General features: G+C 55.1%; 21 protein-coding genes. 7 read left to right on the top strand and 14 right to left on the bottom strand.

What is annotated here, in order from left to right; all coding sequences use genetic code 11:
* Positions 1-3: 3 nt before the first annotated feature.
* The 3 genes from ABIE29_RS02510 to ABIE29_RS02500 all read right to left on the bottom strand — a co-directional run bounded on the left by ABIE29_RS02510 (position 4) and on the right by ABIE29_RS02500 (position 2,080).
* Entirely contained in the window at positions 4-951 is a 948-nt protein-coding gene (locus tag ABIE29_RS02510; protein ID WP_429616673.1) for an ABC transporter, read from the bottom strand.
* Positions 951-1,625 (bottom strand): DsbA family protein, encoded by a 675-nt coding sequence (locus tag ABIE29_RS02505; RefSeq protein ID WP_429616672.1) that lies wholly within the window; start codon positions 1,623-1,625, stop codon positions 951-953. The genes ABIE29_RS02510 and ABIE29_RS02505 overlap by 1 nt, the downstream gene beginning before the upstream one ends.
* A gap of 266 nt (positions 1,626-1,891) precedes the next feature.
* Positions 1,892-2,080, bottom strand: a complete 189-nt coding sequence (locus ABIE29_RS02500; protein ID WP_071784939.1) for a DUF4762 family protein — start codon at positions 2,078-2,080, stop codon at positions 1,892-1,894.
* A gap of 610 nt (positions 2,081-2,690) precedes the next feature.
* On the opposite strand from ABIE29_RS02500, the gene ppdD reads away from it, so the two are divergent.
* The 3 genes from ppdD to hofC are packed head-to-tail and all read left to right on the top strand — an operon-like array spanning position 2,691 to position 5,770.
* On the top strand, positions 2,691-3,128 hold the full coding sequence (ppdD, locus tag ABIE29_RS02495; protein WP_429616671.1) for a prepilin peptidase-dependent pilin: 438 nt from the start codon (positions 2,691-2,693) through the stop codon (positions 3,126-3,128).
* Between the two features lie 9 nt (positions 3,129-3,137).
* The gene (gene gspE, locus ABIE29_RS02490) at positions 3,138-4,574 is read left to right on the top strand and encodes a type II secretion system protein GspE (protein WP_429616670.1); all 1,437 of its coding nucleotides are present in this window, start codon (positions 3,138-3,140) and stop codon (positions 4,572-4,574) included.
* Positions 4,571-5,770, top strand: coding sequence for a protein transport protein HofC (gene hofC / locus ABIE29_RS02485; protein ID WP_429616669.1), 1,200 nt, complete (start codon positions 4,571-4,573; stop codon positions 5,768-5,770). Before gspE ends, hofC begins: the two co-directional genes overlap by 4 nt.
* Before the next feature lie 61 nt (positions 5,771-5,831).
* Here the strand turns inward: hofC and ABIE29_RS02480 are convergent, their stop codons facing one another.
* Positions 5,832-6,875: a GMP reductase gene (locus ABIE29_RS02480; RefSeq protein ID WP_429616668.1), complete on the bottom strand. Its 1,044-nt coding sequence runs from the start codon at positions 6,873-6,875 to the stop codon at positions 5,832-5,834.
* Between the two features lie 363 nt (positions 6,876-7,238).
* Between ABIE29_RS02480 and coaE the strand changes: the two genes are divergently transcribed.
* From coaE to yacG, 3 genes are all read left to right on the top strand, one after another.
* Positions 7,239-7,862 (top strand): dephospho-CoA kinase, encoded by a 624-nt coding sequence (gene coaE / locus ABIE29_RS02475; RefSeq protein ID WP_429616667.1) that lies wholly within the window; start codon positions 7,239-7,241, stop codon positions 7,860-7,862.
* Complete coding sequence (gene zapD, locus ABIE29_RS02470) at positions 7,859-8,611, top strand: cell division protein ZapD (protein WP_429616666.1); 753 nt, start codon at positions 7,859-7,861, stop codon at positions 8,609-8,611. Before coaE ends, zapD begins: the two co-directional genes overlap by 4 nt.
* Before the next feature lie 157 nt (positions 8,612-8,768).
* Positions 8,769-8,963, top strand: a complete 195-nt coding sequence (gene yacG, locus ABIE29_RS02465) for a DNA gyrase inhibitor YacG (RefSeq protein ID WP_429616665.1) — start codon at positions 8,769-8,771, stop codon at positions 8,961-8,963.
* A 40-nt stretch (positions 8,964-9,003) separates the two neighbouring features.
* On the opposite strand, the gene mutT is transcribed toward yacG, so the two are convergent.
* From mutT to secM, 3 genes are all read right to left on the bottom strand, one after another.
* Positions 9,004-9,405, bottom strand: a complete 402-nt coding sequence (mutT, locus tag ABIE29_RS02460) for an 8-oxo-dGTP diphosphatase MutT (protein ID WP_429616664.1) — start codon at positions 9,403-9,405, stop codon at positions 9,004-9,006.
* Positions 9,406-9,481: 76 nt separating this feature from the next.
* The gene (secA, locus tag ABIE29_RS02455) at positions 9,482-12,193 is read right to left on the bottom strand and encodes a preprotein translocase subunit SecA (RefSeq protein ID WP_429616663.1); all 2,712 of its coding nucleotides are present in this window, start codon (positions 12,191-12,193) and stop codon (positions 9,482-9,484) included.
* Between the two features lie 89 nt (positions 12,194-12,282).
* Positions 12,283-12,816: a secA translation cis-regulator SecM gene (secM, locus tag ABIE29_RS02450; protein WP_429616662.1), complete on the bottom strand. Its 534-nt coding sequence runs from the start codon at positions 12,814-12,816 to the stop codon at positions 12,283-12,285.
* A 26-nt stretch (positions 12,817-12,842) separates the two neighbouring features.
* On the opposite strand from secM, the gene ABIE29_RS02445 reads away from it, so the two are divergent.
* A complete protein-coding gene (locus ABIE29_RS02445; protein ID WP_065687087.1) occupies positions 12,843-13,370 on the top strand; it encodes a DUF721 domain-containing protein in 528 nt (175 codons plus the stop codon).
* Positions 13,371-13,386: 16 nt separating this feature from the next.
* Here ABIE29_RS02445 and lpxC read toward each other — a convergent pair whose 3' ends face one another.
* The 7 genes from lpxC to murG form a co-directional block, all read right to left on the bottom strand.
* A complete protein-coding gene (gene lpxC, locus ABIE29_RS02440; RefSeq protein WP_021179330.1) occupies positions 13,387-14,304 on the bottom strand; it encodes a UDP-3-O-acyl-N-acetylglucosamine deacetylase in 918 nt (305 codons plus the stop codon).
* 103 nt (positions 14,305-14,407) lie between these two features.
* Positions 14,408-15,562, bottom strand: a complete 1,155-nt coding sequence (ftsZ, locus tag ABIE29_RS02435; RefSeq protein WP_024483522.1) for a cell division protein FtsZ — start codon at positions 15,560-15,562, stop codon at positions 14,408-14,410.
* Between the two features lie 72 nt (positions 15,563-15,634).
* Positions 15,635-16,891, bottom strand: coding sequence for a cell division protein FtsA (gene ftsA, locus ABIE29_RS02430; protein WP_004950148.1), 1,257 nt, complete (start codon positions 16,889-16,891; stop codon positions 15,635-15,637).
* The gene (ftsQ, locus tag ABIE29_RS02425) at positions 16,888-17,742 is read right to left on the bottom strand and encodes a cell division protein FtsQ (RefSeq protein WP_429616661.1); all 855 of its coding nucleotides are present in this window, start codon (positions 17,740-17,742) and stop codon (positions 16,888-16,890) included. The genes ftsA and ftsQ overlap by 4 nt, the downstream gene beginning before the upstream one ends.
* 1 nt (position 17,743) lies before the next feature.
* On the bottom strand, positions 17,744-18,664 hold the full coding sequence (locus ABIE29_RS02420) for a D-alanine--D-alanine ligase (protein WP_429616660.1): 921 nt from the start codon (positions 18,662-18,664) through the stop codon (positions 17,744-17,746).
* Positions 18,657-20,132 (bottom strand): UDP-N-acetylmuramate--L-alanine ligase, encoded by a 1,476-nt coding sequence (gene murC / locus ABIE29_RS02415; RefSeq protein ID WP_429616659.1) that lies wholly within the window; start codon positions 20,130-20,132, stop codon positions 18,657-18,659. Before murC ends, ABIE29_RS02420 begins: the two co-directional genes overlap by 8 nt.
* Positions 20,133-20,186: 54 nt before the next feature.
* A complete protein-coding gene (gene murG / locus ABIE29_RS02410) occupies positions 20,187-21,251 on the bottom strand; it encodes an undecaprenyldiphospho-muramoylpentapeptide beta-N-acetylglucosaminyltransferase (protein WP_429616658.1) in 1,065 nt (354 codons plus the stop codon).
* Between the last annotated feature and the right edge of the window lies 1 nt (position 21,252).

Here is a 21,252-nt window from a genome sequence, read left to right as displayed (position 1 = left end):
GGTTTATTCATTGATAAAAAATAACGAATGTGCGTGCCATAACAGCCAGTCCTCGGGGTGCCGGACGATCGAACTCTCAACAATTTCCGGTAGCCTGGCTTTCACACTGCGCGCCGGCATTGGCGGCTCAATGTGGATTTTTATCTCTTTGTCGTAATACAGGTAATAAAACACCACCTGCGCCGACAGCGCTCGGGCAATGCGGATCACGCCGCTGTGCAGATTAGCCGGGCGATCAAACAGACGGCAACTGAGCTTTGCCGTTTGCGCCGTATTGGTATTGACGGTGTAATCCGGCGAGATATCCGGGAAAATCATGATATTGCGTTGATGATCGGCCGCTTCCATAATCGCGCCCATCAGATTGCCAGCAATTTCCCGGTTATCATCATGGATCGAGCAATAGGACAGGTTAACGCCCCCTAATTCCCGCGCCCTGGCGTGATACACCTCCACGCTCACGGAGACAATCGCCGTTGCCTGTCCCGGAAATACCCCGGCACCGACCATACCGGCCAGCACATCAGAAAGCATATGCAGCGGAGCCAGCACCACTGGGTGTCCTGCCTGATGCAAAGGCTCGACGACCGCATTAAGCTCTGCCTGGCAGCGAGCCAGTTGGGCTGCGACCTGAGGGCTCTGACCATAGGTTGCGGCCAGCTCCAGTAAACGGCGGCGCTGACTGGTGCGGGCAAAATTCCCTTGGTAGTCGGCCCCGAGTAGGGATTGCTTATTCGCCTCGGCCACAAAGGCACGCCGACGATCGCCCCGGTCATTTAATCGCAGCCAGCGGCTCAGCGCCGCCAGCCCAAGGAACCAACGGTAGTTGCCGTGGCGCAGCAGCCAACAAACCGTCTTGCCGTATGCTCTGCGCAAGGACAACGAACCGCGTGCCAGGGTTGTGAGCGCCTCTCTCCACGCCAGATACACCCACACGGCAAATAAACGCATTATTGCTCCAGCGGTTTGTCGTGCTGTAACAGTGACAGCAGATGATCGGCAAACTCAGGGAAATCGCGATCCTGCACGGCCATCCACTTTTTGTTGACGATAAACGTTGGGGTCGCCTTGAGTTGGTAATGCCCGGATATTTTGGTCATATAGCCCAGTAGCTCCGCCACCTGCGGTGTCTGGCTGGCTTTGTTATAGGCAGCAAGATCGATACCGTTTTTCGTTAACCATTTATCGCGATTGACCGGGTTACTCAGATCTATTTTGTCTTTGATAATGGCGTCATAAGCGCTCTCACGGTGCTGTGGTTCAATGCCCATCACCGTCAGGGTGGCAAACAACGGGGCAAAGCTCGCCAGGCCATCATTGTTTTGGTTGGCGATATGCACACGAACCAGTTGAGTCCCGGCTGGCATCCGCGCTTCCATCTTGGCAACATTCTCTTCGTTCAAGGCGCAATAGTGGCAGCCGTAAGAGAAGATCTCGACAATCGTATTATCCGTGTTTATCGGGCTGGTTTTAACGTCGCTCTCGCTGACCATAGTCAGGGTCTGTTGTTCAGGACCGGCATTCTGATTCAGCACAAAATTATGAAAATAAGCCGTGGTGATCAGCGAAGATATAATAATAACCAAAAGGGTATAGGAGAAAAGATAAAAGGGCTTCTTGAACATGAGCGCTACGTCCTAAATTACATATACCCAAAATCTTTCAAGGTTTCGTGTGAATAATCACAAACCTTAATGTATAAGGGTAAATCGATTAGCACTTAATAACGGAGGGATATTATTCGTTTTAGTCAGGCAGGCTGGCAATAATCCTTGCAGCAGTCACATCCCAGTCCATTAAAAATGCACGAGAATCAAACAGGCTGATGCGATAAACCCTACCGCACCAGCACTGGCATCAGTTCCTGTTATACAGGAAACCAACGTTTACATTATGGCTTCAGAGCACAGTTGGCCAAAGAAACTGGCGCGCTGTCAACGCTAACAACCTTGCCATCTTTGTCTACACAAGTGGTAACGGCATTACAAGTAGATGGGGTAAGGTTTACATACTCAACGCTACAGGTTTTGCAGGTGCCGCCAACGATTGTGCTAGCTTCAGAAACGTTTAATTTTTTCACAACATCATCCTTATATAAAAGTGAAATAAATAGCCCTAGTTATGTCTATCATCAATGATAGAACAAATCTACGCTCAATATAAAGGCACGATAACCCATGCCTTTATTAAAGCGCAGAATATATGATATTTATTAACTTCTCTGTTACGGCGAGGGCAAAGATACCGTGATCTCTAAAACAGATCAATGGTATTTTTATTGATAAACATTATATAAGAATTATATTACGGAATTATTAATGAAGGATTATTCTTATAAAAACAAGGGCGATTACCCATAAAATCAGAACCAACCCCAAGAGTTATCGTATTGGTTAAAAAAAGCCAAATACGGGATCATTCTTATTCAATAAGAATAATCACATTCCATGAGTGGGAAATTTTAGAGAAAAAATGGACGTCCCCCAACTCAGTCAACGGCCCTAGCCGATGGGGTATAATCAAAAAGGCATCATCTCCTCCCGGTTGTGAAGCACTACGCATTGTTTTTCAACGCCGCGTAACACGGACGTATTGCGGTGGAACAGCCACGCATAATCCACATTCCGCCCTCGCCACCCGCTGTTGGCCATTTTAACGTTACCTCCCGATGACTATGGAGGAAACAACAGATGGAAACACAACGCGGTTTTACCCTGATCGAATTAATGGTGGTGATTGCCATCGTTGCCATTCTCAGCGCCATTGGCATTCCCGCCTATCAGCGCTATATCCAGAAAGCGGCCATGACCGATATGTTGCAGGCCATGGTGCCGTACAAAATGGCGGTTGAACTGTGCGCACTGGAAGGCGGTGGCCCGTCAGGCTGCGATGCCGGCAGCAAAGGGATCCCTGCGGGAGCAACAGCTCGTTACGTCAGCAGTATCCAGGTCACCGGGGGAACCATCACCCTGGCCGGCGCACAGAGCCTGCAGGGCCTGACGGTGACACTGACTCCCACGATAGACGCCACCGGCCCGATGCGCTGGACACGCCAATGCAGCAGTAGCAACACCAACCTGCAGGAGACCTGCCTGGAGGTTTTCCGTTTTGATGATGCCACACAGTAAGGAGCACGCATGGAAATCAGCGATGAAATCCACGCGCTGTGCCAACGCTATCAGGCACTGGCACTCAGCGAAGACCAGCAGCGGTTGACTATCGCCCTGCATGGTGAAATCCCTGCGGCACTAGTAAGCGCTCTGCGTTTCGCCACCGGCAAAAGCGTTGGGATTGAGCAATGGCCCGCTGCGCGGCTGGAACAGGCGCAAAACCAGCGGCAATCCCTCATCCTGGTTCCACCGCCAGAAAATACCGAGGAGCTGCCCCCTTCACTTAACGACGACGGCGACACACCGGTGGTGCAATTTATTAATCAAACGCTGCGTAGCGCTATCCAGCGGCGTGCCTCTGACGTGCATTTTGAGCCTTATCAGCAGAGATTTCGCGTCAGACTCAGAATTGACGGCGTGCTGCAGGCGATCGCCTCTCCGCCCTTCTCGCTAGCGGCCAGGATCACCGCCAGGCTGAAGATCATGGGGCAACTGGATATCGCGGAGCGCCGCCTGCCACAGGACGGCCAACTCAACGTGCAGCTGGACAATGCCCGTTTCTCAATGCGGATCTCCACCTTACCCACGCTGCATGGCGAAAAGGTGGTACTGAGGATCCTGCAAACCGATCGTCAGGAGCTGCCACTCGAACAGCTTGGTATGAGCCAGGAAGCGCTTGGATGGTATGCCAATGCCCTCTCCAACCCGCAAGGCATGATCCTGGTTACCGGCCCGACTGGCAGTGGTAAAACCGTGACGCTGTACAGCGGGTTACGCCAGTTGAACGATGTGCAGAGCAACCTGTGCAGCGTTGAAGATCCCATCGAGATCCCGGTGTTCGGTATTAACCAGACGCAGATCAACAGCAAAACCGATCTGGACTTCGCTCGCGTGTTACGGGCCCTGCTACGCCAGGATCCGGATGTCATCATGATCGGCGAGATCCGCGATAAAGAAACGGCAGAAATTGCCGTCAAGGCGGCACAAACCGGGCATTTGGTGCTGTCGACCCTGCACACCAATTCCACCTGCGAAACGCTGACCCGCCTGACCCAAATGGGCATCCCCGGTTACCTGCTGGCGGCCTGCCTGAAACTGGTGATCGCCCAACGCCTAGTGCGGCGTTTGTGCCCCCATTGCCGCTATCCACAAGTTGAGATCCTGCACTTCCCGGCCACCATTTGGCCGGAACCCCTGATCCCGTGGCGTGCGGCCGGCTGTGAGCATTGCTTTGGCGGTTATTACGGCCGGATCGGCGTCTACGAGCTGCTGAAGATCACACCCGAGATCCAAAATGCCCTGATGCAAAATGCCTCGGTGAGCCAGTTGGCCGATATCGCACAGCAGCAGGGTCAAACAACGCTGCTGCAAGCGGGCCTGGGGCTAGTCGCCCAAGGGACAACCTCGCTGGAGGAACTGTACCGCGTGGTCGGGGTGACAGCACAGGGTGAGAGCACGCCATGAAAACTCGCCGTCTGTTTGCTTGGCAAGCCATCGACAGCCAAGGTGGAATTCGCCGTGGCGAGCTGTTGGCAGAAGAGAAAAACCAGGTCTATCAGCATTTGCTGGGGCAAGGATTGCAGCCTTACCAACTGGGGGCGGGGAAACGGGTCTCCGCACGTCAATGGCGTGGCGAGCCGATGATCCAATTCACCCGCCAGTTGGCAACCCTGTTGCAAGCCGGGTTACCACTGGTCAACAGCCTACAACTGCTGGGTCAGGAGCATCAGTCGGCAGCCTGGCGCTGTCTGTTGCTGGAAATCAGCAATAGCGTGGCGATGGGGCAACCCTTTTCCGAGGTGATTGCAGAACAACATCGCATATTCCCCCTAATCTACCGCCAACTGATCGCCATCGGTGAATTGACGGGCAATCTGGATCGCTGCTGCCTACAGTTGGCACAGCAACAAGAAGCCCAGCAAAGGCTACAGAAAAAGGTGCTGAAGGCACTGCGCTACCCGTTGTTTATCTGCCTGGTGGCCATTTCAGTCACCATTTTGATGTTGGTGATGGTGCTGCCAGAGTTTGCCAAGATTTATCAATCATTCGACGCCCCGTTGCCCTGGTTTACTCAAGGGCTGCTGGCACTGTCCGGCGCATTGATCGCTACCGGGCCTTATCTATTGCTCACAGTGGCTGGGCTGGCAGGATTTTATTGGCGCAGGTTGCATCCGTTAGCAGATTGGCAACAACGTGAGCAAGCAATGCTGCTACGTATCCCGTTGATTGCCTCGTTGGTCAAGGGCAATTGCCTGAGCCAGATATTCCGTATTCTGGCCATGACACAGCAGGCCGGATTGACGCTGGTAGCAGGGCTAGGCGCGGCAAAGTTATCGGTGAACATCGTATTTTATTGTCAGGCGCTGACGGCGATCGAGCAGCAACTCTCCCAAGGGTATCCCTTCCACAGTGCGTTAGCTCAACAGCCGCTGTTTCCTTCTTTGTGCCAGCAATTAGTGCGGGTAGGAGAAGAGTCCGGCACGTTGGATATTCTGTTGGACAAGCTGGCAGTCTGGCACGAACAACAAACCTATGAACTCGCCGATACGCTGGCGCAAACGCTGGAGCCGTTGCTGATGATAGTGGTTGGCGGGATTGTGGGGACGTTGGTTATCGCGATGTATTTGCCGATATTCCAGTTGGGAAACGTGCTGGGATAATGCTCTCTATTTTCACTCTGTGTGATACGGGCACATGCTGTGCCCGTACAAGGTCAGGCAATTACTTGCTGCCGAAAACGCGGTTTTCCTGCTCCGCCACGCGGATAAAGGTGGTGCGTTTGGTCAGCTCTTTCAGACGCTCTGCACCAACATAAGTACAGGCAGAACGCAGACCACCGAGGATATCGCGCACGGTAAACTCGACCTCACCACGCAGCGGCAGCTTGACGGTTTTGCCTTCCGCTGCACGGTAGCCAGCTACCCCACCCACATGGCGTTTCATGGCAGACTCTGAGCTCATACCGTAGAACAGCATGAATTTCTCACCGTTCTCTTCCACCACGGTGCCTTCACATTCGTCGTGCCCGGCCAACATCCCGCCCAGCATGACAAAGTCTGCGCCACCGCCGAAGGCTTTCGCTACATCACCCGGTACAGAACAACCGCCATCGCTGACAATCTGCCCACCCAGGCCGTGTGCGGCATCGGCACATTCGATCACCGCGGAAAGCTGCGGATAGCCCACGCCGGTTTTCACACGGGTGGTACAGACCGAACCTGGACCAATCCCGACCTTGACGATGTCGGCACCGGAAAGCACCAGCTCTTCCACCATTTCACCAGTAACCACGTTACCCGCGCAGATCACATGGCTCGGGCAAGCTTCACGGGCTTTTTTCAGGAAGGCAACAAAGTGTTCGGAATAGCCGTTGGCCACGTCGATACAGATAAATTTCAACGCCGGGGAGAGTGCCAGGATCTGCTTCATCTTGACGAAGTCGGCTTCAGAAGTGCCGGTAGACACCATCACATGACGCAACACGGATCCAGACGAGCGCTGCACAAACTCGGCCCATTGCTCAACGGTGTAATGTTTATGAACGGCGGTGAGAACGTCGAAGGTTGCCAGGGCCTCGGCCATGCGGAAGGTGCCAACCGTGTCCATATTGGCAGCAATAATCGGCACACCGGACCAGTTGTAACCTGAATGTTTGAAGGTAAACTGGCGTTCCAGTTCAACTTCCGAGCGGCTTTTCAGCGTGGAACGCTTTGGGCGGATCAACACATCTTTAAAGCCTAACTTCAAATCTTCTTCAATACGCATGACTGATGATTTCCTGGTTTTTGGCGACGGATCGCAAAGGGATTTCGAACCACTACCCTATGAATTTCAAGCTACAGCTTGAAAGGCGACGGGTATTGTTATTGCCAGTTCCAGTGGTGTTATCATACGCACTTATAATCACTCGGCAAGACTGCGATTTCGCCTTTATTTACGGTACAATCCCACAAATTTACCTGCTACACCCCAATGTGATTGCCGCCTCATTTTCCCGATGCCACTGCTCCAATTATCCCACCAAAAACAGCGAACGCAGGGCAAGTCACACGCGCCCGCTTGCACTTCTGCGCAATCGCTTTATGATTCGGTTATTATTTTTGGTGAATATCAGGATCCCCTTCGACCATGGCCTACCTAGTGGCATTAACCGGCGGTATCGGCAGCGGTAAGTCCACCGTCGCCAACGCCTTTGCACGTTTTGGCGTGGCCATTGTGGATGCGGATATCATTGCTCGCCAGGTTGTTGAGCCTGGAACCCCGGCATTGGACGCCATTACGGCACATTTTGGTAATGAAATGTTGCTGGCGGATGGATCCCTCAACCGTGCGGCTTTGCGTCAGCGGATCTTCAGCGATCCCGACGAAAAACGCTGGCTAAACCAGTTGCTGCACCCGCAGATCCAGCGGGAAACGCAACGCCAACTAGCCAACGCCCAGAGTTGTTACGTACTATGGGTAGTCCCCTTGCTGGTAGAAAACGGCCTGCAGGATCGTGCCGACCGCGTTTTAGTGGTGGATGTCGACAGCGAAACACAATTAGCCAGAACCATGGCCCGCGACGGCATCAGCCGTCAGCAGGCGCTGAATATTCTGTCTGCACAGGCCACGCGCGAACAACGCCTGGCCGTGGCGGATGACATAATTGACAATAGCGGTAGTGCACAGGGAATTGGATCCCATGTCGCCGCATTGCATCAACACTATCTTGAGCTGGCAACCTCAGCGACCCGACAGGATCACACCGAATGAGTGACGCTTCTCCAACCGTTCTCTTTGAACACCCGTTAAATGAAAAAATGCGCACCTGGTTGCGGATAGAATTTTTATTACAGCAACTGCATGGCCAAAGAGCACTGAGCGAAACGGCTATCGCCCTGACCTTTTTCCGAACCGTCGCAGACCTGCTGGACGTATTGGAACGTGGCGAAGTGCGCACCGAACTGCTCAAAGAGCTGGAACGCCAGCAGCAGAAATTATTGCAGTGGGCAGAATTACCCGGTGTCGATATCTCGGTGATCAATCAGCTACGCAGCCAGTTGAAAGGCTGTGCCTCTGCGCTGATGTCTGCCCCGCGTATGGGTCAGGCACTGCGTGAAGATCGGCTGATTAGCCTGGTTCGTCAACGTCTGAGCATCCCTGGCGGCTGCTGCAGCTTTGATTTGCCTACGCTGCATATGTGGATGCACGTGGCACAACATGAGCGTGATGCCGACGTGGCAGAGTGGTTGCAAACCCTCGAGCCCTTGAATCAGGCGCTGACCATCGTGTTGGATCTGGTGCGCCAGGCCGGGCCGTTTCGCAATCAGATCAGCCTCAACGGCTTCTTCCAGGATAACGCCGAAGGGGCAGATCTGTTACGCTTGCGTATCAATCTGGCTTACCAGCTTTACCCGCAGATTTCCGGCCACAAGACGCGCTATGCCATCCGTTTCCTGCCGCTAGACAGCGAAAACGGCACGGTACCGGAGCGTCTTACCTTTGAGCTGGCCTGTTGCTAGCATATGAAATTAACCTTTTATACCCTAAGAATTTCAAGTTGCAGCTAGGCACCAAGCTCACTCATCCCCAGGAGCTTACTTTTGTAAGTGACTGGGGTGAGTGAGTGCAGGTAACAACGCTGCAGCTTGAAAGGCGACGGGTATGAGGGAGAAAGGAATGAATATGACCGTAGTAAAATGCCCAACCTGTGGCAAAGGCGTGGTTTGGGGGGAAGTCAGCCCGCATCGCCCGTTCTGCTGCAAGCGCTGCCAGTTGATCGATCTCGGTGAATGGGCCGATGAAGAAAAACGCATTCCCAGCAATAATGAGCTGAATGAAAGCGAAGACTGGTCTGAAGACGACGAACGTTAAGACGGCGTTATTGGCCTGGCAGCGCCAGGCCTAAAACTCATTACGCGGCACCGGCCTGCGCCACCAACAGTTTGATGATACTGATGTTGGCTTCGGGGAACTCTTCTTCACGCAGCTCGGCCTGCTTCACCCAGCGCATCGGCTGTCCTTCACGGCCATAGGGCTCGCCCTTCCAATCCTCTACCAGATAGAAATTCAGCGTCACGATCCGATCGGTGAAACGGTGCTCCAGCACCTCCAGCAACCGTGCCTGATTGGCGTGGATCCCGGTTTCCTCCAGCAATTCGCGGCCTAATGCCTGCTCCGGCGTTTCGCCCTGCTCAATCTTGCCGCCAGGGAACTCCCAAAAACCAGCCATGTGCGAATCCGCAGCGCGGCGTGTGATGAAGATTTCCTGCTGTGGGTTGCGGATAATCCCTACGGCGATGTTCAGATGCTTCATTGCATCCTCCAGATGTTACTTAAAAAAAGGGCTCAGCATGCTGAGCCCTTACCGTTAACCGTTCACTGCACCCGGCTTACTTTTGCAGGCGGCCGTGGCACTGTTTGTATTTCTTACCGGAACCGCATGGGCAAGGATCGTTACGCCCTACTTTACGTTCGGCGACAGCCGGAGCGTTCGGATCGGTGACCGCCAGAGCATTTTCTTCCTGGTGGCTCAGTTGTTGCTGGCGTGCCAAACGCTCGGCTTCTTCACGGCGTTGCAGCTCCAGGGCTTCAACCTCTTCCGGCATGCGTACCTGAACCTTGCTCAACACGCTGATCACTTCATATTTCAGCGATTCCAGCATGGAGGCAAACATGTTGAAGGATTCACGCTTGTATTCCTGCTTCGGATCTTTTTGCGCATAGCCACGCAGGTGGATACCCTGACGCAGGTAATCCATCGCCGCCAGGTGCTCTTTCCACAGGGAGTCCAGCGTCTGTAGCATCACGCCTTTTTCGAAGTTGCGCATCATTTCGGCGCCAACAACCTCTTCTTTGCGCAGGTAATCTTCCTTCGCCTTCGCCATGATGCGCTCACGCAGCGTTTCTTCGTGCAGCTGAGGTTCTTTATCCAGCCACTCGGCGATCGGCATATCCAGATCGAAGTCGTTTTTCAGGCGTTCTTCCAGCCCTTGAACGTCCCACATCTCTTCCAGCGACTGCGGCGGAATGTAGCTGTCGATGGTGGTTTTGAACACGTCTTCACGGATGCTGTTGATGGTTTCGCTCACGTCTGACACGTCGAGCAATTCGTTACGTTGGCTGTAGATCGCACGGCGCTGGTCGTTGGCCACGTCATCATATTCCAGCAGTTGCTTACGAATATCAAAGTTACGGCTTTCAACCTTGCGTTGCGCATTGGCAATGGCTTTGGTGACCCACGGGTGCTCGATGGCTTCGCCATCCTTCATACCCAGTTTACGCATCATGCCAGAAACACGATCCGAGGCGAAAATACGCATCAGCGCATCTTCCATTGACAGGTAGAAGCGGGAAGAACCGGCATCACCCTGACGGCCGGAACGGCCGCGCAGCTGGTTGTCGATACGGCGTGATTCGTGGCGTTCGGTACCGATAATATGCAGACCACCGGCGGCCAGCACAGCGTCGTGACGAATTTTCCAGGCCGCTTTAATCTCGGCAATCTGCTCTTCAGTCGGCTCTTCCAGATGGGAGAGTTCGCTCTGCCAGCTACCCCCCAATACGATATCGGTACCACGGCCTGCCATGTTGGTCGCGATGGTTACCGCGCCAGTCTGGCCTGCGTTGGCCACGATATCGGCTTCCATGGCGTGGAATTTGGCGTTCAGAACTTTATGTTCGATGCCTGCCTTGGTCAGTTCACGGGAAACCACTTCGGACTTCTCGATCGAGATGGTCCCCACCAGTACCGGTTGGCCGTTGGAAGTACGCTCACGGATATCTTCGATGATCGCCGCGATCTTCTCTTTTTCGGTCATGTAGACCAGATCCGGCATATCTTTACGGATCATTGGGCGGTTGGTCGGCACCACGATGGTATCCAGCTTGTAGATGGAGCTGAATTCGAAGGCTTCGGTGTCCGCCGTACCGGTCATACCGGCCAGCTTCTCGTACAGACGGAAGTAGTTCTGGAAGGTGATCGAAGCCAGCGTCTGGTTTTCGTTCTGGATCTCTACGCCTTCTTTGGCTTCTACCGCTTGGTGCAGACCATCGGACCAGCGGCGGCCCTGCATGGTACGGCCGGTGTGTTCGTCAACGATAATGACTTCGCCGTCTTTGACGATATAGTCAACGTCACGGGTGAACAGCACGTGGGCACGCAGCGCGGCGGTGACGTGGTGCATCAGCATGATGTTGGTGGGTGAATACAGCGATTCGCCCTCATCCATGATGCCCGCTTCCATCAGCATCTCTTCGATCATGATCAGGCCACGTTCGGTCAGATGAACCTGGCGCGCTTTTTCATCGACCGAGAAGTGCCCTTCACCCTGGAAGGTGTCGGAGTCTTCTTTTTCCTGACGGATCAGCTGTGGGATCAGCGTGTTAACCCGCTTGTACATCTCTGAGCTGTCTTCGGCCGGGCCAGAGATGATCAGCGGCGTACGCGCTTCGTCGATCAGGATGGAGTCAACCTCATCCACCAGCGCATAGTGTAGTTTACGCTGCACGCGCTCTTCTGGGCTGAACGCCATGTTGTCACGCAGGTAGTCAAAACCGTATTCGTTGTTGGTACCGTAAGTAATATCTGCGGCATAGGCTTCACGCTTGGCCGGAGCAGGCATACCAGGCAGGTTGATACCCACGCTCAACCCCAGGAACTCGAACAGCGGACGGTTGTTTTCGGCATCACGCTGGGCCAGATAGTCGTTGACGGTAACCACGTGCACGCCACGGCCACTCAGGGCGTTCAGATAGGCAGGCAAGGTTGCGGTCAGGGTTTTACCTTCACCGGTACGCATCTCGGCGATACAGCGGTCGTTGAGCACCATCCCGCCCAGCAGCTGCACGTCGAAGTGACGCATGCCGAAGACGCGCTTACTGGCCTCACGCACTACGGCGAAAGCTTCCGGGATCAGGCTTTCCAGCACTTCGCCCTTTTTCAGACGCGCACGGAATTCATCCGTCTTGGCCTGCAATTCGCTATCAGACAGTTTTTCCATGTCTGGTTCCATACGGTTGATCATCTCAACCGCTTTGCGCATACGGCGCAGGGTACGATCGTTGCTGCTACCAAAAACTTTGGTCAATAGTTTGATTAACATGATTCTATATATCTCTTACGCGACGACACCATAATGGCCGTCAACAAGCTGTTGTGTTGTTTGTTTTTTGCTGCCCCAGGGGGCGAAGATTAGCCGAAGGCTACAGGCCCGGCGCGAATACCTCGCACCTGAGCGAGCCACAGCCCGGCCTGATGCTGCGCCAAAGAAGGTACGATGGGGTGATGGGTATCACGAATGATAGTCGGTGGTTTTGGCTCGAGCGTCAGTAGCGCATTGAGCGTGGAGAGCAGGGCAAGCTGAGCCACCTGTAATGGGGGTTCAACCGCAACGGCCTCCGCTTCCTGCACCCGGGCATAGACGGCCTGAGGTGCCAGAGCAAAAGAGAGGTGACGAATGACGGTTCGAAGCGCATGCTGGTGCCAGTAATCAACGTTAAACGTTGGGCGACGATGCACTTCTTGCAGTAACGCCAGACTGTTAAAGGCGTGACTGACAGTGTTTTGCCGATTAAGACTGGACGAGGTGCTCGGTAATGCGCTTTGATCGACGGTGCCGGACAGATTTTGCGGTACGCCAAGCGTAGCCGCGACCATCCCCAACAGGAGATGAGGCCAGAAATAACGTCTGCCAAATTGTCGCCAACGATTTAGAATACCGATCACGTGTTTATTATCCGCCGGAGCCCATTATGCGCGATAGCCGTCCACAATTATTAGATATCCTGTTTGACGACGCGTCTGCAACAGAGAAAGGACCGCTGCATAACGTTCAGCAACGCGCCACTGCGCTACTGAAACTCAATCGTGCCGTGAAGGGGTTATTGCCCGCTCAGCTGCACCCTTGGTGCCGTGTCGCCAACTTCAGACAGGGTATTTTAGTGCTGGAAACCGCCAATGCCAGTTGGATGATGCGCTTACGCTATGAACAACCCAGCCTGCTATCCGCACTACGAGCGCAAATTCTACCATCTTTGTCGTCAATCGACATCAGGATTAATCCTTCGTTGATGGCAAAAGGCAGCAGCCAGGTACAAAACCACGGCAAAAGCACGGAAAATGGCCAGCAAGCAGAGGTACCTATGCGTCATTTGAGCCTGGAAAGTGCGGATGCATTACGGGGATTGGCGGCGCAGAGCCCAGAAAAATTGCGCAAGATATTGGAACGACTGGCCTCGTTGGCAGGAGAGAGAGCCAACGCGACCGGTCGTGATAAGTAATTGACGTCTTGGCAGCTTAGGCCAGTACGGTTGACGGAGCCTTGAATGCCAACGGCATTTCGGCCTCATCCTGGAATGTCACGAATTCCCAAGCTTCCTGTTTCGCCAGCACGGCTTGCAGCAGCTTGTTGTTCAGCGCATGGCCTGATTTGTACGCGGTGAACGCGCCAATGATGTTATGGCCGCACATGAACAGATCGCCGATGGCATCCAGCATTTTGTGGCGTACGAATTCGTCTTCGAAGCGCAGGCCGTCTTCGTTGAGGACACGATAGTCATCCACCACAATTGCGCAATCGAAGCTGCCGCCCAGGGCCAGGCCACGGGACTGCAGATACTCGATATCACGCATGAAACCGAAGGTACGCGCACGGCTGATTTGGCGTACGAACGAATCGGCTGAAAAATCCAGACGATAGCGTTGGGTACTGGCATCAATCGCCGGGTGGTTGAAGTCGATGGTGAAGTCCAGGCGGAACCCGTTATGCGGGGACAGCTCTGCCCACTTGTCGCCATCTTCAACGCGTACCGTGTCTTTCAGACGCAGGAATTTCTTCGCCGAGTTCAGCTCTTCAATGCCGGCATCCAGCAACAGATAGACAAACGGGCTGGCACTACCGTCCATGATCGGGATTTCGGCAGCGTCAACTTCAATAATGATGTTGTCGATACCCAAGCCCGCCAACGCAGCATTGAGATGCTCAACGGTGGAAATACGCACGTCTGACTCATTCACCAGGCAAGTACAGAGCATGGTATCACGCACGGATTTTGCATCAGCCGGGAAATCAACCGGTGGATTCAAGTCAGTGCGACGATAGATGACCCCGGTATTAGCCGACGCTGGGCGCATTGTCAGCGTGACTTTCTTGCCGGTATGTAAACCGACACCAGTCGCCTGAACAATACGTTTTAATGTCCTTTGTTTGATCATCGTTTTATCTCGCAATGTTATCAATCCAACCAGCCCAGCATACAGCAAGGCCGGCGGGACAGTTTAGCACAAAGAGCGGAGATTCCAAATTATCAGCTTATTCCTAGTCTGCCTGCTTACGCAGGAAGGCCGGGATATCCAGATAATCAGGCTCTTTGTTTGGTTGCGCGCTCTGATCGTTCACCACCTTGGCGGCAGGTTTCACTTCCTGCTGCAGCGGTGACATACCATGCTGCTGATAGCGGTGATCCATCACTGGCTGGCTGGCCTGTTTATTGGTTACCAGGGTGATTTCAGGACGTTTGTCCATACCGATACCGGTCGCGACTACGGTCACGCGCAGTTCGTCGTTCATTTCCGGATCCAGCGAGGTACCGATTACCACGGTCGCATTGTCGGAAGCGAAAGCACGGATGGTGTTACCCACGGTTTCGAACTCATCCAGACGCAGGTCGAAGCCAGCGGTGATGTTGACCAGCACGCCACGGGCGCCGGACAGGTCGATATCTTCCAGCAGTGGGCTGGAGATCGCCATTTCCGCCGCTTCTTCGGCACGGTCTTCGCCACAGGCGACACCAGAACCCATCATCGCATAGCCCATTTCGGACATCACGGTGCGCACGTCAGCAAAGTCGACGTTCATCAGACCTGGACGGGTGATCAGTTCGGCAATACCCTGCACCGCGCCTTTCAACACGTCGTTGGCCGCACCGAACGCGTCCAGCAGAGAGATGCCACGGCCCAGAACTTTCAGCAACTTGTCGTTCGGGATGGTGATCAGCGAGTCCACGTGCTTGGACAGTTCTGCGATACCCTGCTCAGCGAACGCCATGCGCTTCTTGCCTTCAAAGTTGAAAGGCTTGGTCACCACGGCCACGGTCAGAATACCCAGGTCTTTTGCTACTTCTGCCACCACTGGTGCAGCACCGGTACCGGTACCACCACCCATGCCGGCCGCGATGAAGACCATGTCTGCACCTTCCAGAGCGGCACGCAGGGCTTCACGGTCTTCTTCCGCTGAATTACGACCCACTTCCGGGTTCGCGCCTGCACCCAGACCTTTGGTAATACCGCTACCAATCTGGATGGTTTGGCCAACTGCCGTTTTACGCAGCGCCTGAGCGTCTGTATTAACGGCGAAGAATTCAACACCTTCGATGCGCTCGCGCACCATGTGTTCAACGGCGTTGCCACCGCCACCGCCGACGCCGATGACTTTAATCACCGCGTCATTGGTTAGTTCCATTGGTTCAAACATAGTTTCTCTCCGTTTTGTGCCTGTCGCTGCGAGATCATAAAATTACTGACGCATGATCTCTTTGTCTAAACATTAAAACTCTTTTCTCAGCCAGCTATTGATGCGTTTAAACCAATTGCCCACCGAGGCGCGTTTTTCTACTTCTGCCTCACCGCTCAGGTGAGACTCTTTTCCATAGTGCAGTAGCCCCACCGCTGTAGAATAGTAAGGCTCTTGCGCGTAATCCGTCAGCCCCGTGATGTTCAAGGGTTGGCCGATGCGTACCTGGGTATGGAATACCCGTTGCGCACAGGCTGCCAGGCCATCAATCTGGGCGGCACCGCCGGTCAGCACAATACCCGCTGCCAGATGATGCTTCACCCCTTGCTGACGCAGTTGCTCCTGCAATTGCAATATTTCATCGTTAACCAGATTCAACAGTTCGGTGTAGCGCGGCTCAATCACTTCAGCCAATGTCTGTCTTTGCAGACTCCGAGGAGGCCTTCCCCCCACGCTAGGAACCTCAACACTTTCATCCTTGCTAACAATCGACCCAAGTGCACAACCGTGTCGAACTTTAATCGCTTCCGCGTCGGTCGGCGGCGTGCCGAAGGCGTAGGCGATATCGCTGGTGACCACGTTCCCGGCGTAAGGGATCACTTTGGTGTGGCGCAGAGCACCGCCGGTATACACCGCCATATCCATGGTGCCCCCGCCGATATCTACCACACAGACGCCGAGCTCGCGCTCATCTTCGGTCAGCACCGCATAGCTGGCGGCCAGACCGGCGAAAATCAGTTGGTCCACTTTCAGACCACAACGTTCCACTGCTTTGACAATGTTCTTGGCCATATCGTTATGGCAGGTGATCAGATGCACCTTGGCCTGCATACGCACGCCGGATAACCCAACCGGGTTTTTGATGCCTTCCTGATAATCGATGGCGTATTCCTGAGGAATGACGTGCAGGATCCGGTGTTCATCACGGACACGTACCGACTTGGCGGTATGCACCACGTTCTCCACGTCTTCCTGCGTCACTTCCTCTTCGGAGATCGGCACCATCCCGATCTCGTTCTGACAGCTGATATGCTTACCCGACAAGGCCAGATAAACCGAAGAAATCTGACAATCCGCCATCAGTTCGGCCTGATCGATAGCGCGCTGTACGCACTTGACTACCGACTCCAGATCGTTAACGCCACCCTTGTCCATACCGCGAGACGGGCAACTGCCCACCCCGATAATGTTGACCATGCCATCGGGCAAAACTTCCCCTACCAATGCGGAGACTTTTGCAGTACCGATCTCCAGTCCAACTACCAGTTTTCTGTCCGTCGACTTGATCATTGTTGTTTTGCCTGTGCCTGATTCTGTTGCTGATTACTGTTTGGCCGATCGCCTGCGGCTGCCTGCGGGTCGATAAACGCCGGAGCCCAGCCGACCGAGGCACCGGAGTCATAGCGTAAATCGACATAGCTGACGCGCTTGTTTTCCGCCTGCGCCTGCTGCAACAGCACCGGGTAAAGCCCGATGAAGCGTTGCAAGCGGCCCATGCGATCGTCACGTCCCAGTTCCAGCCGAACATCGTTATCCAAAGCCAACTGCCACGAATGGCGGGCCGTCATGGACGCCATCTTTAGCTGATACTTGCTGGCTGCCAGCACGCCGTTCATCGCGCGGTAACCTTCCAGAACATCCTGTTCGCTGCCTTCCGGACCATAGAGCAACGGTAATTTCTGATTACCCAAACGCTGCGCCGGAATGCTGAACGATTTACCCTCGGCATCAACCACGTGCAAATCGTTCCAATGCGCCACCGGGACATACTCCACCAGGTGGATTTTCAGCTCATCCGGCCACTGTTTACGTACGCTGGCCTGCTTGACCCACGGCAGACGTTCGATCTGCTGCTGGATGATGTCCACATCCTGCGTCATAAAGGTGCCTGGTGCTCCCAACGCCAAGATCGCCTGGCGAACATCGTCGTTAGTGGTGAAATGGCGTTCACCGGTCAATACCAGCCTTGAGAGCGGCAGACGGCTGGCATCTTGCATCCAACCCACCACCACCCAGCCACACCACAGGATGGTGCCCAACACCATCAGCAGGAAAATCACCCCTGCCAACTGGGTGCCATTGCTGCGGCGTGGGCCGCTATCCGCCTCACGATCGCGTGCATTCAAAGCCGCTTGCGACATCTCAGTCAGCCAACGCCAGAATTCCCGCAACCAGCTGCGAGAAAGTTAATCCGGACTGCCGGGCCGCCATCGGGACCAGACTGTGGCTGGTCATGCCCGGTGAGGTGTTCGCCTCCAGCAGGTAGAAGCTGCCATCGCTGTCTTGCATGACATCAACACGCCCCCAACCGCTGCAATCCAGCCCACGGTAAGCCCGCAGTGCCAGCGCAGCCATAGCGGCTTCCTGCTGGGCATCCAGGCCGCTCGGGCAAAAATACTGCGTATCGTCGGAAATATATTTGGCCTGGTAATCGTAAAACACGCCGGCGGGCTGAATACGGATGGAAGGCAGCACCTTGTCACCCAGGATCGCCACGGTGTATTCAGGGCCGCTGAGCCATTTTTCGACCAGCACATCCTCATCATGACGGAAAGCTTCTTCCAGCGCCCCTTCCAGGGCTGCGCGTTCGGTCACTTTGCTCATGCCAACGCTGGAACCTTCGCGGCTTGGCTTCACAATCAGCGGCAATCCCAGAGCCTCAATGGCAACCAGCTGGCTTTGCCGATCGTCGCCCAGATACTGGCGGCGGTTCAGCGCCACGTAAGGTGCCACCGGCAACCCCATCGACTGCCACACCATTTTGCTGCGCCATTTATCCATGGTCAGCGCCGAGGCCATCACGCCGCTGCCGGTATAAGGCAACTGCAGAAACTCCAGCAGACCTTGCAATGTACCATCTTCTCCGCCCCGCCCGTGCAGCGCGATGAACACTTTGGTGAACCCCTGCGCTTTCAGCTCGGTGACAGGGAAGTCACGGGTGTCGATACCATGGGCATCAATGCCCGCTTCTCGCAACCCGGCCAGCACGGCCGCGCCAGATTGCAGTGAAACTTCACGTTCTGCGGAGGTACCACCCAGCAATACGGCGACTTTATCAGCCATGATGATCCTCCTCTTTGGTCTGTGGTTGCAGTTTCAGTTCAGCCAGTCGGCGCGCGATTTTACCGACATTACCGGCCCCTTGCACCAGCACCAGGTCGTCCCCTTGCAACAGCTGCGCCAGCAGCGTTGGCACGGTATCCGCATCGGACACCAGGATCGGATCCAGTTTGCCGCGATTGCGAATGGTACGGCACAGGCTACGGCTATCAGCGCCAGGGATCGGAGCCTCACCCGCCGGATAGACATCCAGCATCAGCAACACGTCAACCTGCGACAACACGTTGGCGAAATCGTCATACAGATCGCGAGTACGGGTATAACGGTGCGGCTGGAAGATCATCACCACCCGCTTGGTTGGCCAACCGGCACGCGCCGCCTTGATGGTGGCATCCACTTCCGTTGGGTGGTGGCCATAATCGTCCACCAACATGGCGCTACCCTGTTTTTCGTTCACCGCCGCCAGCGGGAACTCGCCCAGGAAATCGAAGCGACGCCCCGTGCCCTGGAAACCGGCCAGCGCACGCAGAATGGCTTCGTCGGCAATGCCTTCTTCCGTCGCCACGGCAACCGCCGCCGCCGCGTTCAAGGCGTTATGGCGACCCGGTGCATTCAGGGTCACCGTCATCAACGGCTTATCCTGACGGCTCAGGGTAAAGTGCCCCTGCGGCCCAATCTGGCTGTAGCTCTCGATGCGCACATCCGCATCCTCGCTAAAGCCGTAGGTGGTGATATGGCGACCCACGCGCGGCAACAACTCACGCACGACCGGATCGTCGATACACATCACCGCACGGCCATAAAACGGCAGGTTATGCAGGAAGGTGATAAACGTCTGCTTCAAATTCTCGAAGTCGCCATGGTAGGTATCCATATGGTCGGCTTCAATGTTGGTGACAATCGCCACCATCGGTTGCAGATGCAGGAACGACGCGTCGCTCTCATCCGCTTCCGCAATCAGGTAACGGCTAGAACCCAAACGTGCGTGGGTACCCGCCGCCTTCACCAGCCCGCCGTTAACAAACGTTGGGTCAAGACCGGCTTCGGCGTAAATGCTGGACACCATCGCCGTGGTGGTGGTTTTGCCGTGCGTACCGGCGATGGCAATGCCATGACGATAGCGCATCAGTTCGGCCAGCATTTCTGCCCGCTGGATCACCGGAATGCGCGCCTCGCGGGCTGCGACGATCTCCGGGTTGTCTGCCGGGATGGCGGTCGAAACCACTACCACGCTGGCATCCAGTACGTTTTCCGGGCGGTGATGGAAGTAAATCGTTGCCCCAAGCTCGCTCAACTGCTGGGTGACCGGGTTCGGCGCCAGGTCGGAACCGCTGATCTGATAACCCTCGTTGGCCAACACCTCGGCGATACCACCCATGCCGGCACCACCGATGCCAACAAAGTGAATGTGCCGGACGCGTCGCATCTCGGGCACGAAAGTACGTAGTTTCGCCAATTGTTGTGTATTCATCACTTCTCTATCTATCAGGTTCGATTTAGCTCAACAGGGATAACCCCTACGGCCTTACAGGGCTGCACGAATAATTTCTGCCGCCACGCGTTCTGTTGCATCCGGGATCGCCACCGCGCGGGCCTTTTCGGCCATCTTCAACAGCGTTGGGCGATCCCAGCTTGCCAGCAGTTCTGCCACGACATCGGCAGTAAACTGCGGCTGTTCGATAATTTTGGCCGCACCGGCCTCTTCCAGAGGACGCGCGTTCCAGTATTGCTGACGATCTTTGTGCTGGAACGGCACAAAAATGGCTGGCAATCCCGCCGCCGCCACTTCGCTGACGGTCAGAGCGCCAGAACGACACACCACTACATCAGCCCAGGCGTAAGCCTCTGCCATGTCATCAATAAACTCGGTCACCTTGTGCCCGGTCTGCCCTACCCTCTGGTAGTCCTGCAGTACCGTTGGCAATGCGCCCTTACCTACCTGATGCCAGAGGGCTATTCTATCGCCCAGCAGCGCGGCGACTTCAGGAACTGTCTGATTCAGCACGCGCGCACCTTGGCTACCGCCGATAATCAGCACGCGGATTGGCCCTTCACGCCCGTTCAGACGCTCGGCAGGCAGCGGCAGCGCCAACACATCGGTACGCACTGGGTTACCCACGACGTCCGCATTCGGGAACGCCCCTGGAAACGCCTGTAACACTTTCTTGGCGATCCTTGAGAGCCAGCGGTTGGTCAGGCCCGCAATGCCATTCTGCTCATGCAGCACCACCGGGATACCACACTGCCAGGCAGCCAAACCGCCAGGGCCAGAAACGTAACCGCCCATCCCCAGCACCACGTCCGGCTGATAGCTGCGCATAATCGCTTTAGCCTGACGCACCGCCTGCCAGATACGCACCGGTGCGGTCAACTGCGCCTTAAGCCCTTTGCCACGCAACCCGGAAATGCGGATAAAATCAATCTCGATCCCGTGCTTTGGCACCAGATCGGCTTCCATTCGGTCTGCGGTGCCGAGCCAGCGAACCTGCCAGCCCTGCGCCATCAGATGATGCGCGACCGCCAGCCCCGGAAACACGTGTCCGCCGGTACCGCCTGCCATCACCATTAAACGCTTAGCTTTACCGCTCATC

Origin of the sequence: Serratia sp. 2723, from assembly GCF_050434425.1 — a bacterium.
Classification (GTDB): Bacteria; Pseudomonadota; Gammaproteobacteria; order Enterobacterales; family Enterobacteriaceae; genus Chania.
This window is presented reverse-complemented; position numbering and strand designations above follow the sequence as displayed.